Origin of the sequence: Streptomyces sp. NPDC029041, from assembly GCF_040637515.1 — a bacterium.
Taxonomy (GTDB): Bacteria; Actinomycetota; Actinomycetes; order Streptomycetales; family Streptomycetaceae; genus Streptomyces.
Map to the genome: position 1 here is coordinate 1 of NZ_JBEZWO010000024.1, position 12,254 is coordinate 12,254.

Below are 12,254 nucleotides of genomic sequence, written 5' to 3' on the forward strand. Positions count from 1 at the left end.
GGAGAACATCACCCTGGCCTACCGGATGCGCCATGCGCGTTCGAGGTTGTGGCGCCGGGCGAACGTTGCCTGCCGCGGCACTAGTGCTTCGGCCCCCGGGGCACGGTCACGGACGTGAGCAGCGCGACGCCCGGGGCCAGCGCCTGCCAGGTCGTGCCGTGCCAGGACAGGACGGCGATCGCAGAGGTGGGGAATTTCGTGCGGACCTGCTCCAGGGTGTCGTCGAGGCCGTCACCGGCGAGGGCCAGGACCAGTTCCTCCAGACCGGGGTTGTGCCCGATCAGCAGCAGCGTCTCCACCTCGGCGGGCACCTCGTGCACCACGGCCAGCAGCCCGGACGGACCGGCGGCGTACAGGCGCCGGTCGTGCCGGACCGGCGGGGGTGTGCCCCACTCGGCAGCGGCCAGGTCCCAGGTCCGGCGGGCGCGGACGGCGGTGGAGCACAGCGCGAGATCCGGCAGGAGGTCGGCGCCGGCCAGGGCCCGTCCCGCCGCGGGGGCGTCCCGGCGGCCGCGCGGGGCGAGGGGGCGTTCGTGGTCGGCGACGTCCAGGGGCCAGGCCGACTTGGCGTGCCGCAGCACGACCAGGCGGCGCAGCGGGCCGGCGCTGCTGCGGGCGATCATGACGGCGATCCCAGGTCACGGGTGAGGTCGAGGCCGAGGAGCCGGTCGGCGTAGGCGTATGTCTCGAAGCGGGCGCCGTCCGCGAGTTCCGGCTCGGTCTCGACCCGGCGCAGGATTTCCAGCACCCGCGGCACGTCCAGGTCGGCGTCCCAGGCTTCGCGCAGCCGCTCCCGCACGCCGTCGGGGACGGGCCGCGAGGGCTGTCGTGCCCAGCGGGCGACCGCGGTGCGCCAGCGGGCCAGGGTGGCGCCGGCCTCGTCGAGTCCGGCGGGTTCCAGCCGGACGGGGGCGCTGTGGTGCCGGGTGATCAGGGCGAGGCGCAGGGCGGCGGGGTCGCTGTGATCCGGCGGGCCGGACTCGACCGGTGCGACGGCGATCCGCACCCCGCCGGTCACCGCCTCGCCCTCGGCGGCGACATGGACGACCTGGGACTCGCCCAGACCGGCACCTACGTCGGTACTGTCCTCGAAGGCACGGATGCCGAGTGTCGTGGCGCCCGCGCGCAGCTCCGCCTGCCGGTTGCCGCCGGTCAGCAGGGCCCACACCGGTGTGCCGCCGAGCTCCAGGGTCCGCACGAGCAGGTCCCCGACGAGCAGCACCCGCAGGTCCGTCGTGCCGGAGCCCGACGCGTGCACCTGGACGCGCGTCAGACCACGGCGGGCCGGGGCGGCGTCGACCGGTTCACGGGTTCGGGCGTCGATGATGCGCAGCACGAGGCGAGCGTAGGCGGGCGGGCGGGCCCGCGCAGGCAGGCCGGGCGTTTTCCGGCCACCGTGGCGCGATCGGCCGACCTCCGTCGTGGACGGCCGTTCCTCTCAGTCCAGTGTGCCGAGGAACCGCACATGAGGCCGCCCTGCGGGCCCTTCCCGGCTGACGGCGGCCCGCACCCCGTACACCTCGGCGATGAGCTCCGCCGTGAGGACGTCTCCCGCGGGGCCGGCCGCCACCACCCTCCCCGCGCACAGGACGACGACCCGATCGCAGTACATCGCCGCGAGGTTGAGGTCGTGCAGGGCGACGACGGTGGTGACGGGCAGGGTGGTGACCAGGGCGAGCAGGTCGAGCTGGTGGTGGATGTCGAGGTGGTTGGTGGGCTCGTCGAGGAGGAGTTCGCGGGGTTCCTGGGCGAGGGCGCGGGCGATCTGCACCCGTTGGCGTTCACCGCCGGAGAGGGTGTGCCAGAGCCGGCCGGCCCGGTCGGCGAGACCGGTGCGCTCCAGGGCGGCGCGCACCGCCCGCTCGTCGTCGGCGGAGGAGGGCGTCCAGGCGCGGCGGTGCGGGACGCGGCCGAGCCGCACGACGTCCAGAACCGTCAGCTCGACCTGGGTGTCCGTTTGTTGCTCGACGACCGCGAGGCGGCGAGCGACCGTGCGGCGGGGCAGCTCGGCCAGGGGCGTGCCGTCGAGGGTGACGACTCCGGAGGACGGCGGCAGCAGCCCGGCGAGCAGCCTCAGCAGGGTGGACTTGCCGGAGCCGTTGGGGCCGAGGACGCCGACCGTGGAGCCGGTCTCCGGCGCGAGGGCGACGCCGTCCAGGATGAGGCGCCCGTCGGCACGGCGGCTGACCCGGTCGGCCCGCAGCCCCTCCCCCGCCGACGTCTCCGCGCCGCTCACCGCGCCCTCCGGGTCCGGTACAGCACCGCCACGAACGCCGGCACGCCGATCAGCGACGTCACGACACCCACCGGGACCTCCTGCGGATCGAGAACGGTACGGGCCAGCGTGTCCACCCACACCAGGAACACCGCTCCCGCGAGGGCGGTGACCGGCAGCAGCCGTGCGTGCCCGGGGCCGGTCAGGGCCCGGGCGGCGTGCGGCAGGACCAGTCCGACGAAGCCGATCGCCCCGGCCGAGCTGACGAGAGCCGCCGTGAGCAGAGCCGTGACGCACAGCAGGACCAGGCGGGTCCGGGCGACGGACACCCCGAGCGCGGCGGCGGCGTCCTGCCCGAAGGCGAAGGCGTCCAGGGTCCGGGCGTACGACAGGCACACCACCAGCGCCACCGCCAGCACGGCCAGGCACAGCCACACGTCGGTCCAGCCGGCGCCGCCGAGCGAGCCGAGGAGCCAGAACAGCACGCCGCGGGTCGTCTCGGCGTCGGCGGAGGTCATCACGACGAAGGAGGTGAGCGCGGAGAAGAGCTGCATGGCGGCCACGCCCGCGAGGACGACCCGGTCGGTGGTGCCGCCGAGGGTGTGGCTGAGCAGCAGCACCAGCGCGAACGACAGCAGGGCGCCGAGGAACGCGCCCGCGGACACCGGGAGGGCACCGCCGCCCACGCCGAGTACCACGACGAGCACCGCTCCGGTGGAGGCGCCCGAGGACACCCCGAGCACGAACGGGTCGGCGAGCGGGTTGCGCAGCAGGGACTGCATCACCGCCCCGCACACGGCCAGTCCGGCCCCGCACACGGCGGCGAGCAGGGTGCGCGGCAGTCGCAGCTGCCAGACGATCCCGTCCCGGATCGGCGTCAGCCCGGAGCTGCCGAGGCCGAGATGGGCGGCCACGACGGACCACACGTCGGCGACGCCGAGGTCGGCGGGGCCGATGGTGATGGCCACGGCGAGGGAGGCCACGAGTGCGACGGCCCCGGCCAGGCCCAGCGCGAGCCCGGCCCCGCGGCCGGGTCCGGGCCCGGCGGCCGGCAGCTCCTGCTCCCGGGCGGTCACTTCACCAGTCCGAACCTGCGCAGCCCGGCGGCCACCTGTTCCACGCCCTCGACGGTGCGGATCGTCGGGTTCATGGCCTGCCCGCTGAGCAGCACGTACCGCTTGTGCCGGACGGCGTCCATGTTCCTGGTGACCGGGTTGGACTCCAGGAAAGCGATCTTCTTCGCGGCCGACTCGGCGGTCTGGGACTTGCGGGTCAGGTCGCCGATGACGAGGACGTCGGGGTCGCGGTCGGCGACGGTCTCCCAGTTGACCTGTGGCCACTCCTCGTGGGTGTCGTCGAAGACGTTCTTCGCGCCGAGGGCCCGGGTGATGATGCCGGGCGCTCCGCAACAGCCCGCCATGTAGGGCGACTCGGAGTTCGCGAACCAGTACAGGAGGGTGACGTGGGAGGCGTCGATGCCCGCCGTGGCCTTCGCCATGCGCTGCCGGAGGGAGGCCACGAGTGCGTCGCCGCGTTTCGTCACGCCGAACACGCTCGCGAGGTCGTGGACTTCGCCGTAGACGGTGCCGATGCCGAGGGTCTTGTCGCGTGCGCCGTCGCCGCCGCCCGAGTTGTCCTTGCCGGCGCAGTCGGACGGGGAGACGTAGGTGGGGACGCCGAGTTTCTCGAACTGCTCGCGGGGGGCGACGCCCCCCTTGCCGAGGGTGGAGACGAAGGACGCGGTGACGAAGTCGGGCTCGGCGTCCAGGACGCGTTCGAAGGACGGGTTGTCGTCGGCGATGCGCGGCACCCGGGCGTTGGCCTTCTCCAGTCCCTTCATCACGGGGTCGGTCCAGGTGGCCGTGCCCGCGAGTCGGTCGGCGAGACCGAGGGAGAGCAGGATCTCCGTGGTGCCCTGGTTGAGGGACACCGCGCGGCGAGGTGGGGCGGCGACCCGGACCTCGTGCCCGCAGTCGGTGAGCGTGACGGCGGCCTTCGCGTCGGGGGACGGGCCGCCGCCGCAGCCGGTCAGGAGCAGGGAGCCGGTGATGAGCAGGACGGCGGCGCGGGCGGGTCGGGCCAGGGGCACGGGAACCAGTCCTCAGTCGTCGAGGGCCCGATCGCGGGGCCCGGTCGTACGGTGCTCCCCCGCCGCGTGCGGCCGCGGGGGCCGCCAGCAGGTCTTCGGACTCGGGTTCACCCGGGTCGGAGCGCCTTCCCGGACGTCCGTGCGGAAGTCCAGTGGCCGAGGCCCCGCCCGTCCCCCTCACCGCTGCGCGTCAGTTCCGGATTCGCACCGGATTCCCTGACCCACGTACATGGGTTCGACTGGCTTCGGCAAGCTATCACGGGGATCGTCCCGGGAATCACCGCGCACCCGGAGCCGTTGAACGGGGAGCAGCTCGTCCACGACTTGCGAGGAGGCCGCCGGTGTACGGCGACGAGGCAACGGTCCGCAGGATCCTCACCGAGCTCGGCGACACCTGGGCCGTGGTGGGCCTGTCGTCGAACCGGCAGCGCGCCGCGTACGGCGTCGCCGCCGTGCTCCAGCGCTTCGGCAAGCGCGTCGTTCCGGTGCACCCGAAGGCGGAGACCGTGCACGGGGAGAAGGGGTACGCGAGCCTGGCGGACATCCCCTTCGACGTGGACGTCGTGGACGTGTTCGTGAACAGCGACCTCGCCGGAGCCGTCGCGGACGAGGCGGTCGCCAAGGGCGCGCAGGGTGTCTGGTTCCAGCTCGGTGTGATCGACGGGGCGGCGTACGACCGGACCCGCGCGGCGGGCCTGGAGATGGTGATGGACCGCTGCCCGGCCATCGAGATCCCACGGCTGCCTCATCACCGCGTACAGGAATCCTGAAGCGTTTCCCAGGAAACACCCGCAGCCGGTCAAGGCTTGACGCGCCCGGTCAAGGCTGCACAACTCGTCTTCTGCCGCCGAGTAGTCCATTCCTAATCTGAGGCCTCTTGCTCACTGAACTCTCCGAGTTCGTCTATGAGAGGCCCCTGAATTCATGGAAAGAGACGGCCTGCGCCGGGATGTCGGGCTGATCGGGCTCATGTGGGCCTCGGTCGGCTCCATCATCGGCTCGGGCTGGTTGTACGGCGCCGAGAAGGCCGTCGTGGCGGCCGGCCCCGCGGCGATCCTGTCCTGGCTCATCGGTGCGGTGGCGATCGTGCTGCTGGCACTGGTGCACGCGGAACTGGGCGGCATGTTCCCGGTCGCCGGCGGTACCGCCCGTTATCCGCACTACGCGTTCGGCGGACTGGCCGGCATGTCCTTCGGCTGGTTCTCCTGGCTCCAGGCCGCGACGGTGGCACCGATCGAGGTCGAGGCCATGATCGGCTACGCCGGGCACTGGCACTGGGCGCAGGGCTTGCAGCACCCGAAGGACGGAACGCTGACGACGAGCGGCTTCGTCGTCGCGGTCGTCCTGATGGCCGTGTTCGTCGTCGTCAACTTCCTCGGGGTGCGGATCCTGGCGCACACCAACAGCGCCGCCACCTGGTGGAAGGTGGCCGTACCGCTGGCGGCGATCTTCATCATCGCGGCGGGCAACTTCCACCCGGGCAACTTCACCGAGCACGGCTTCGCGCCGTTCGGTGCCCACGGTGTGCTGAGCGCCGTCAGTTCCAGCGGCATCATCTTCGCCCTGCTGGGCTTCGAGCAGGCGATCCAGCTGGCGGGCGAGAGCCGCGACCCGCAGCGGGACCTGCCGCGCGCGACGATCGGTTCGGTCGCCATCGGAGCGGCCATCTACGTCCTGCTCCAGGTCGTCTTCATCGCCGCCCTGCCGCTGGGCTCGTTCGTGCACGGCTGGACCAAGCTCGACTACCCGGGCATCAGCGGCCCGTGGGCGGGGCTCGCGACCCTGCTGGGCCTCGGCTGGCTGAGCGTGGTGCTCTACCTGGACGCGGTGGTCTCCCCGGGCGGCACCGGCCTGATCTACACGACGGCCACGTCCCGCGTCTCCTACGGGCTGGCCCGCAACGGCTACGCGCCGAAGATCTTCGTCCGCACCGACGCGCGCGGCGTGCCGTGGTTCGGGCTGATCGTGTCCTTCGTGACGGGCGTGGTCTGCTTCCTGCCGTTCCCGAGCTGGCAGCAGCTGGTCAGCTTCATCACCTCGGCGAGCGTGCTGATGTACGCGGGCGCCCCGCTGGCCTACGGCGTCTTCGCGGACCGGCTGCCGCACCGGGAGCGCCCCTACCGCCTGCCCGGCGGGAAGGTCCTCTCTCCGCTGTCGTTCGTGGTGGCCAACCTCATCATCTACTGGTCCACGTGGGACACCCTGTGGCGGCTCGGCGTGGCCATCGTCCTCGGTTACGTCCTGCTCGGCGGCTACGCCTGGTACGCCACGCGCAAGGGCCTGCCCGACGCTCCCCGGCTCGACTGGAAGGCCGCCCAGTGGCTGCCCGTCTACCTGCTCGGCATGGGCGTCATCTCCTGGCAGGGCGGATTCGGCGGCCAGGGACACCTCGGACTGTGGTGGGACATCCTGGTCGTCGCGGTGTTCTCGCTGGCGATCTACTACTGGGCCCGGGCCTCGGCCTCCCTGTCCGGGGAGATCGAGCGGAGCATCGAAGAGGTTGCGGTCACGGAGGTGCCGGTCCACTGAGACAGACCTTCATAATGTGCGGATGCCGCCCCAAGCCCCCGAGCCCCTCGACTCCGGCGCCCCGCAACGCTTCCCAGTCGTTGTCGTGGGCGCCGGTCCGGCGGGTCTGACCGTCGGCAACATCCTGCGGGCCGCGTCCGTCGGCTGTCTGGTGCTGGAGGCGGAGACCCGTGAGTTCGTCGAACAGCGGCCCCGCGCCGGGGTGATCGAGGAGTGGGCCGTCCGGGGCCTGGAGAAGCGGGGCCTCGCCCGTGATCTGCTGGACCGGGCGGAACTGCACACCGCGTGCGAGTTCCGCTTCGACGGGGAGCGCTACCGGTTCCCCTACGGCGAGCTGACCGGCAGTCACCACTTCGTCTACCCGCAGCCGTTGCTGGTGACGGACCTGGTGCGCGAGTACGCCGACGTCCGCGGCGGCGAGATCCGCTTCGGCGTCCGGGACGTGGAGCTGCACGACGTCTACAGCGACCGGCCGTCGGTGTCGTACACCTGCCCCGAGACGGGTGAACGCCGGCTGGTGCACTGCGACTTCGTCGCCGGGTGCGACGGGGCACGCGGAGCGACCCGGGCCTCGCTCCCTCCCGAGCGGGTCCGGATCGCGCGGCACGACTACCGCGTCGGCTGGCTCGCCCTGCTCGCCGAGGCGCCGCCGTCCGCCGACTGCGTGCTGTTCGGCTGCCACCCGCGCGGGTTCGCCGGCCAGATGCCCCGCAGCCCGGAGGTGACCCGCTACTACCTCCAGTGCCCGCCGGGCGACGCTCCGGAGAACTGGCCGCACGAGCGTGTCTGGTCGGAGCTCCGCCGGCGGCTCGGGGCGTCCGGCGTGCCCCCGCTGACCGAGGGGCGGCTGATCGAGAAGCGCGTGCTGGACATGCACGACTACGTGGTCGAGCCGATGGTGCACGGCCGGCTCCACCTCGCCGGTGACGCGGCCCATCTGGTCGCCCCCATCGCCGCCAAGGGCATGAACCTCGCCCTGCACGACGCCTTTCTACTGGGCGACGCCTTGGTGGCCCGGCTGACCACGGGTGACGTCAGCGCTCTGGCCGGTTACGAGCAGGCGTGCCTGCGGCGCGTGTGGGACTACCAGGAGTTCTCGCAGTGGCTGTCCGAGGTGTTCCACGGCACGGCCACGGGCGACGCGTTCCGCGCGGGCACCGCACTCGCCCGGCTGCGCCGCCTGTTCACCTCTCCCACCGCGGCGGCCGCCTTCGCCGAGCAGTACCTCGGGACGGCGGCGCGTCACTGAGCGGACCGTCGCGTCGGCAACAGCCGCGGAGCGAGCCGCGCCGACCGGGACCGCGGTGCGGAGCGAGCCGCGCCGGCCGGGACCGCGCCACGGAGCGAGCCGCGCCGGCCGGGACCGCGCCACGGAGCGAGCCGCGCCGGCCGGTACTGCGCCGCGGAGCGCGCGTACTCGCCGGGACCGCGGCGCGGAGCGAGCCGTGCTCGTCAGGACTGCGCCGCTAAGCGCGCGTACTCGCCAGGACCGCGGCGCGGAGCGAGCCGTGCCCGTCGAGGGTGCGGCGCGCTGCCGAGCGAGCCGCGCTCAGTCGTGCAGGGGGCGGTCGCTGAGCCGGTGGTCGGCCACGTTCAGTGCCTCGTCGACCAGCCTGCGCAGGTGGCCGTCGCGCAGCGAGTAGATCACCCGGCGACCCTCCTTTCGCGTGGTCACCAGGCCCGCCAGACGCAGTCGCGCCAGGTGCTGGCTGACGGCCGGCCTCGCCGCCCCGCACGCCTCTGTGAGCGTCGTGACGTCGGCCTCTCCCCCGGTCAGCGCGTGCAGCAGGGCGAGCCGGGTCCGGTCCCCCAGCAGGGCGAGGAGCTCCGCGGCGAGGGCGAGCTGCTCCTCGCCCGGGCTGCGCGGATGCGCATCGTGTGCAGATGACAGGTGCATGCGTGCGCTCATACGCACATAATGGCGGCACGGCACGGGTACGTCCACTCCCGCGCACACCGGAAGGGGATCCACGTGAGCGAACGGCACGAGCACGCCCACTCTCACCAGCACGAGCATGGGCACGACCATGGGCACGAGCACGGTTCCCGGCACGGGCTGCGCCACCGGATGGCCCACCTCCTCGCCCCGCACTCCCACGAAACCGCCGACAAGGTCGACTCCGCCCTGGAGTCCTCGGCACGCGGGATGCGTGCGCTGTGGGTCTCGCTCGCCGTGCTCGGCGTGACGGCGCTGGCCCAAGCGGTCGTCGTGGCCGTCTCGGGATCGGTGGCCCTGCTCGGGGACACGGTGCACAACACCGCGGACGCGCTGACCGCCGTCCCGCTCGGCATCGCCTTCGTGCTGGGCCGGCGCGCGGCCACGCGCCGCTTCACCTATGGCTACGGACGCGCCGAGGACCTCGCGGGGCTGGTGATCGTACTGACGATCGCGGCGTCCGCGGCCTTCGCGGGCTGGACGGCCGTCGACCGGCTGCTCGATCCGCGCCCAGTCGAGCACGTCCCGGCGGTCGCCGTGGCCGCCGTCGTCGGCTTCGCCGGAAACGAGTGGGTGGCCCGCTACCGCATCCGCGTCGGCCGCTCGATCGGCTCGGCCGCGCTGGTCGCCGACGGTCTGCACGCCCGAACCGACGGCTTCACCTCGCTGGCCGTGCTGCTGGGAGCCGGCGGCTCGGCCCTGGGGTGGCAGGCGGCCGATCCGATCGTCGGTCTGGTGATCACGGCGGCGATCGTCCTGGTGCTGCGGGACGCCGCCCGCGAGGTGTTCCGCCGGGTGATGGACGCAGTCGACCCGGCTCTGGTGGACCGGGCCGAGCAGGCCCTGGCCGAGGTACCCGGGGTGCGCGGGGTGGGTGAACTGCGGCTGCGCTGGATCGGCCACCGGCTGCGCGCCGAGGTGGCGGTCGTGGTGGACGGCGGGGCCACGGTGCGCGAGGCCCACCGCATCGCCGTGGACGCCGAGCACACGCTGCTGCACGCCGTACCGCGTCTGACCGCGGCCCTGGTGCACGCGGACCCGGAGCCGGCGCCGGGCGAGAGCGACCCCCACCTCCCGCTGGCCCACCACATGGCGGCGTAGGTCGGCGGCCGTGTCACGGGCTCAGGTCACGGGTGGCACCGAGACGGCCATGACCATCTCCATGGGGGCGTCGCCGGTGTTGCCGTAGGTGTGCGGGACGTTCGCCTCGAAGTGGACGCTGGCGCCCGCGGGCACGCGGTGCTCGACGCCGTCGACGGTGAGGGTCAGTTCGCCCGCCGTGACGTGCAGCAGTTCGGTCGTGCCGGCGGGGTGCGGGTCCGACGGGCTGCTCTCGCCGGGCATGAGCCGCCAGTCCCACATCTCCAGCGGGCCCGGTGCCTCGGTGCCCGCGAGGAGCCGGTTGTAGCTGCCCGCGTCGGTGTGCCACAGCCGTACGGCCTGCTCGGCCGGGACGATGCGGACGTTCGGGCCCTGCTCGTAGTCGAGCAGCGTGGTGATGCTGACACCGAGGGCGTCGCCGATCTTGACGACGGTGCCGAGGCTGGGGTTGGTACGGGCCTGCTCGATCTGGATGAGCATGCCGCGGCTGACACCCGCCCGGGCCGCGAGCACGTCCAGGGTGAAGCCGCGCACCGCGCGCCAGTGCTTGACGCTCCGCGCCAGGGACTGGGTCAGCAGGTCGAGGTCCGACACATTCCGTCCAATATTCTGTATGACACAGTGCAGCAGACTGCACTATGGTGTGGTTGACCTGATCGTTCACTGCACTGTACTGCGAGGTATCCGTCCCATGACAGCGCTCTTCGCCCTGGCCACCAGCCTGTTGTGGGGCCTGGCCGACTTCGGCGGCGGTCTGCTGACCCGGCGCACGCCCGCCCTCACGGTGGTCGTGGTCTCGCAGTCGATCGCGGTGGTGGTGCTCGGCGCTCTCGTGATCGCGACCGGCGGCTGGAGCGAGACGGGGCCCCAGCTGTGGTTCGCCGTGGCGGCCGGGCTCGTCGGACCGGTGGCGATGCTCGCCTTCTACAAGGCGCTCGCGCTCGGCCCGATGGGCGTGGTCTCGCCGCTGGGCTCGATCGGTGTGGCGGTGCCGGTCGGGGTGGGGCTGATGCTGGGTGAGCGCCCCGGTCTGCTGCAGTTCGCCGGCATCCTGGTGGCCGTCGCCGGGGTGTGCCTCGCCGGCGGCCCACAGTTCCGTGGAGCCCCGGTCCAGCGCCAGGCCATCGCCCTGACCCTGCTCGCGGCCTTCGGTTTCGGCGCGGTGATGGCGCTGATCGCCGAAGCGTCGACGACCCTGACCGGCCTGTTCCTCGCCCTGTTCGTCCAGCGGGTGACGAACGTCGCCGCGGGCGGACTGGCCCTCTATGTCTCGGTGCGGCGCGGATCGCCCGCGCTCCCGGCGGACGGCTTCCCCTGGCACTCCCTGCCCGCCCTCGCCTTCGTCGGCCTCGCGGACGTCGCGGCGAACGGTACGTACTCGATCGCCGCGCAAAGCGGCCCGGTGACGGTGGCCGCCGTGCTGGCCTCCCTGTACCCGGTCGTGACGGCCGTGGCAGCGCGGGGCGTCCTGCGGGAACGGCTGCGGGCGGTCCAGGCCGCCGGAGCGGGGCTCGCCCTCGTCGGGACGGTCCTGCTGGCATCGGGCTGAGCCGGCGGTTCAGGAACCAGGCTCCAGCTTCGCCAGACCGGCCGCCTCCTCCTCGTCCAGCTCGGCCAGCCGGGCGGCCGTCTCCTCGTCCAGGTCCGACAGCGCGCGCAGCTGCTCGGGGGTGACGCCCTCCGGTATCGGCACCGGTGCGGGCGTGCGCAGCGGCGGCTGCCAGCCGTCCGCGGGTGTCCAGCGGCGTACGACCCGGGCGGGCGCGCCGGCCACCACGGCATGGTCGGGCACCGTGCCCCGCACGACGGCGCCCGCGGCCACCACCACGTTCCGCCCGATCCGGGCGCCCGGAAGGATCACCGCACCCGTGCCGATCCAGCAGCCCGGCCCGATCTCCACCGGTTCCATCCGCGGCCACTGCTTGCCGATCGGCTCGTGCGGATCGTCGTAGGAGTGGTTGGTGGAGGTGACGTAGACGTACGGACCGAAGTAGCAGTCGCTGCCGATGGTGACCGTCATGTCCGCGATGACGTGGCTGCCCCGGCCCAGGACGACACCGTCGCCGATGCGCAGGATCGGGTCGGGGCCGAGGTCGAGGTCGGGCATCAGGCCGGCGGTGAGGGTGACCTGCTCGCCGATGATGCAGTGGGAGCCGAGGTGGATCCAGGGTTCGCCGAAGACCGTGCCGAGCGGGAAGGCCAGTCTGGTACTCGTTCCCATCGAGCCGAAGCGGTAGCGGCCGGGGTGCTCGGCGGTGACGGAACCCGTGCGCTGCAGCCAGGCCCAGCCCGCGTGGACGGCGCGCTGTGTCAGGCCCCGCCGCCAGGATGAGAACGTGTTCTTGCGCTTCGGCACGACCTCACGGTACTCACCGGTAGCTCCG

At 73.0% G+C, this 12,254-nt stretch carries 13 protein-coding genes and 1 riboswitch; of the genes, 5 read left to right on the forward strand and 8 right to left on the reverse strand.

Annotated features, from left to right (window positions below; translation table 11 throughout):
- Window positions 1-80 precede the first annotated feature (80 nt).
- The 5 genes from AB0F04_RS36530 to AB0F04_RS36550 all read right to left on the reverse strand — a co-directional run bounded on the left by AB0F04_RS36530 (window position 81) and on the right by AB0F04_RS36550 (window position 4,304).
- Window positions 81-623, reverse strand: coding sequence for a histidine phosphatase family protein (locus tag AB0F04_RS36530; RefSeq protein WP_362050339.1), 543 nt, complete (start codon window positions 621-623; stop codon window positions 81-83).
- On the reverse strand, window positions 620-1,336 hold the full coding sequence (locus AB0F04_RS36535; protein ID WP_362050342.1) for a hypothetical protein: 717 nt from the start codon (window positions 1,334-1,336) through the stop codon (window positions 620-622). The genes AB0F04_RS36530 and AB0F04_RS36535 overlap by 4 nt, the downstream gene beginning before the upstream one ends.
- Window positions 1,337-1,438: 102 nt before the next feature.
- Window positions 1,439-2,236, reverse strand: a complete 798-nt coding sequence (locus tag AB0F04_RS36540) for an ABC transporter ATP-binding protein (RefSeq protein WP_362050345.1) — start codon at window positions 2,234-2,236, stop codon at window positions 1,439-1,441.
- Window positions 2,233-3,225 (reverse strand): iron chelate uptake ABC transporter family permease subunit, encoded by a 993-nt coding sequence (locus AB0F04_RS36545; RefSeq protein ID WP_362050525.1) that lies wholly within the window; start codon window positions 3,223-3,225, stop codon window positions 2,233-2,235. Before AB0F04_RS36545 ends, AB0F04_RS36540 begins: the two co-directional genes overlap by 4 nt.
- Window positions 3,226-3,287: 62 nt before the next feature.
- Window positions 3,288-4,304, reverse strand: a complete 1,017-nt coding sequence (locus AB0F04_RS36550; RefSeq protein WP_362050348.1) for an ABC transporter substrate-binding protein — start codon at window positions 4,302-4,304, stop codon at window positions 3,288-3,290.
- A 68-nt stretch (window positions 4,305-4,372) separates the two neighbouring features.
- Window positions 4,373-4,563: riboswitch (cobalamin riboswitch) on the reverse strand.
- 82 nt (window positions 4,564-4,645) lie between these two features.
- Between AB0F04_RS36550 and AB0F04_RS36555 the strand changes: the two genes are divergently transcribed.
- The 3 genes from AB0F04_RS36555 to AB0F04_RS36565 all read left to right on the forward strand — a co-directional run bounded on the left by AB0F04_RS36555 (window position 4,646) and on the right by AB0F04_RS36565 (window position 8,082).
- On the forward strand, window positions 4,646-5,074 hold the full coding sequence (locus tag AB0F04_RS36555) for a CoA-binding protein (RefSeq protein ID WP_362050351.1): 429 nt from the start codon (window positions 4,646-4,648) through the stop codon (window positions 5,072-5,074).
- Window positions 5,075-5,228: 154 nt separating this feature from the next.
- Entirely contained in the window at window positions 5,229-6,833 is a 1,605-nt protein-coding gene (locus tag AB0F04_RS36560; protein WP_362050354.1) for an APC family permease, read from the forward strand.
- 22 nt (window positions 6,834-6,855) lie between these two features.
- The gene (locus tag AB0F04_RS36565) at window positions 6,856-8,082 is read left to right on the forward strand and encodes a 4-hydroxybenzoate 3-monooxygenase (RefSeq protein ID WP_362050356.1); all 1,227 of its coding nucleotides are present in this window, start codon (window positions 6,856-6,858) and stop codon (window positions 8,080-8,082) included.
- A 300-nt stretch (window positions 8,083-8,382) separates the two neighbouring features.
- On the opposite strand, the gene AB0F04_RS36570 is transcribed toward AB0F04_RS36565, so the two are convergent.
- A complete protein-coding gene (locus tag AB0F04_RS36570) occupies window positions 8,383-8,742 on the reverse strand; it encodes a metalloregulator ArsR/SmtB family transcription factor (RefSeq protein ID WP_362050359.1) in 360 nt (119 codons plus the stop codon).
- A gap of 63 nt (window positions 8,743-8,805) precedes the next feature.
- Here AB0F04_RS36570 and AB0F04_RS36575 point away from each other — a divergent pair, with 63 nt between their 5' ends.
- On the forward strand, window positions 8,806-9,870 hold the full coding sequence (locus tag AB0F04_RS36575; RefSeq protein ID WP_362050362.1) for a cation diffusion facilitator family transporter: 1,065 nt from the start codon (window positions 8,806-8,808) through the stop codon (window positions 9,868-9,870).
- Between the two features lie 21 nt (window positions 9,871-9,891).
- Here AB0F04_RS36575 and AB0F04_RS36580 read toward each other — a convergent pair whose 3' ends face one another.
- Window positions 9,892-10,464, reverse strand: a complete 573-nt coding sequence (locus tag AB0F04_RS36580; protein ID WP_104781916.1) for an XRE family transcriptional regulator — start codon at window positions 10,462-10,464, stop codon at window positions 9,892-9,894.
- A 97-nt stretch (window positions 10,465-10,561) separates the two neighbouring features.
- On the opposite strand from AB0F04_RS36580, the gene AB0F04_RS36585 reads away from it, so the two are divergent.
- Window positions 10,562-11,419, forward strand: coding sequence for a DMT family transporter (locus tag AB0F04_RS36585; RefSeq protein WP_362050365.1), 858 nt, complete (start codon window positions 10,562-10,564; stop codon window positions 11,417-11,419).
- Window positions 11,420-11,428: 9 nt separating this feature from the next.
- Here AB0F04_RS36585 and AB0F04_RS36590 read toward each other — a convergent pair whose 3' ends face one another.
- The gene (locus tag AB0F04_RS36590; protein WP_362050367.1) at window positions 11,429-12,226 is read right to left on the reverse strand and encodes a DapH/DapD/GlmU-related protein; all 798 of its coding nucleotides are present in this window, start codon (window positions 12,224-12,226) and stop codon (window positions 11,429-11,431) included.
- Between the last annotated feature and the right edge of the window lie 28 nt (window positions 12,227-12,254).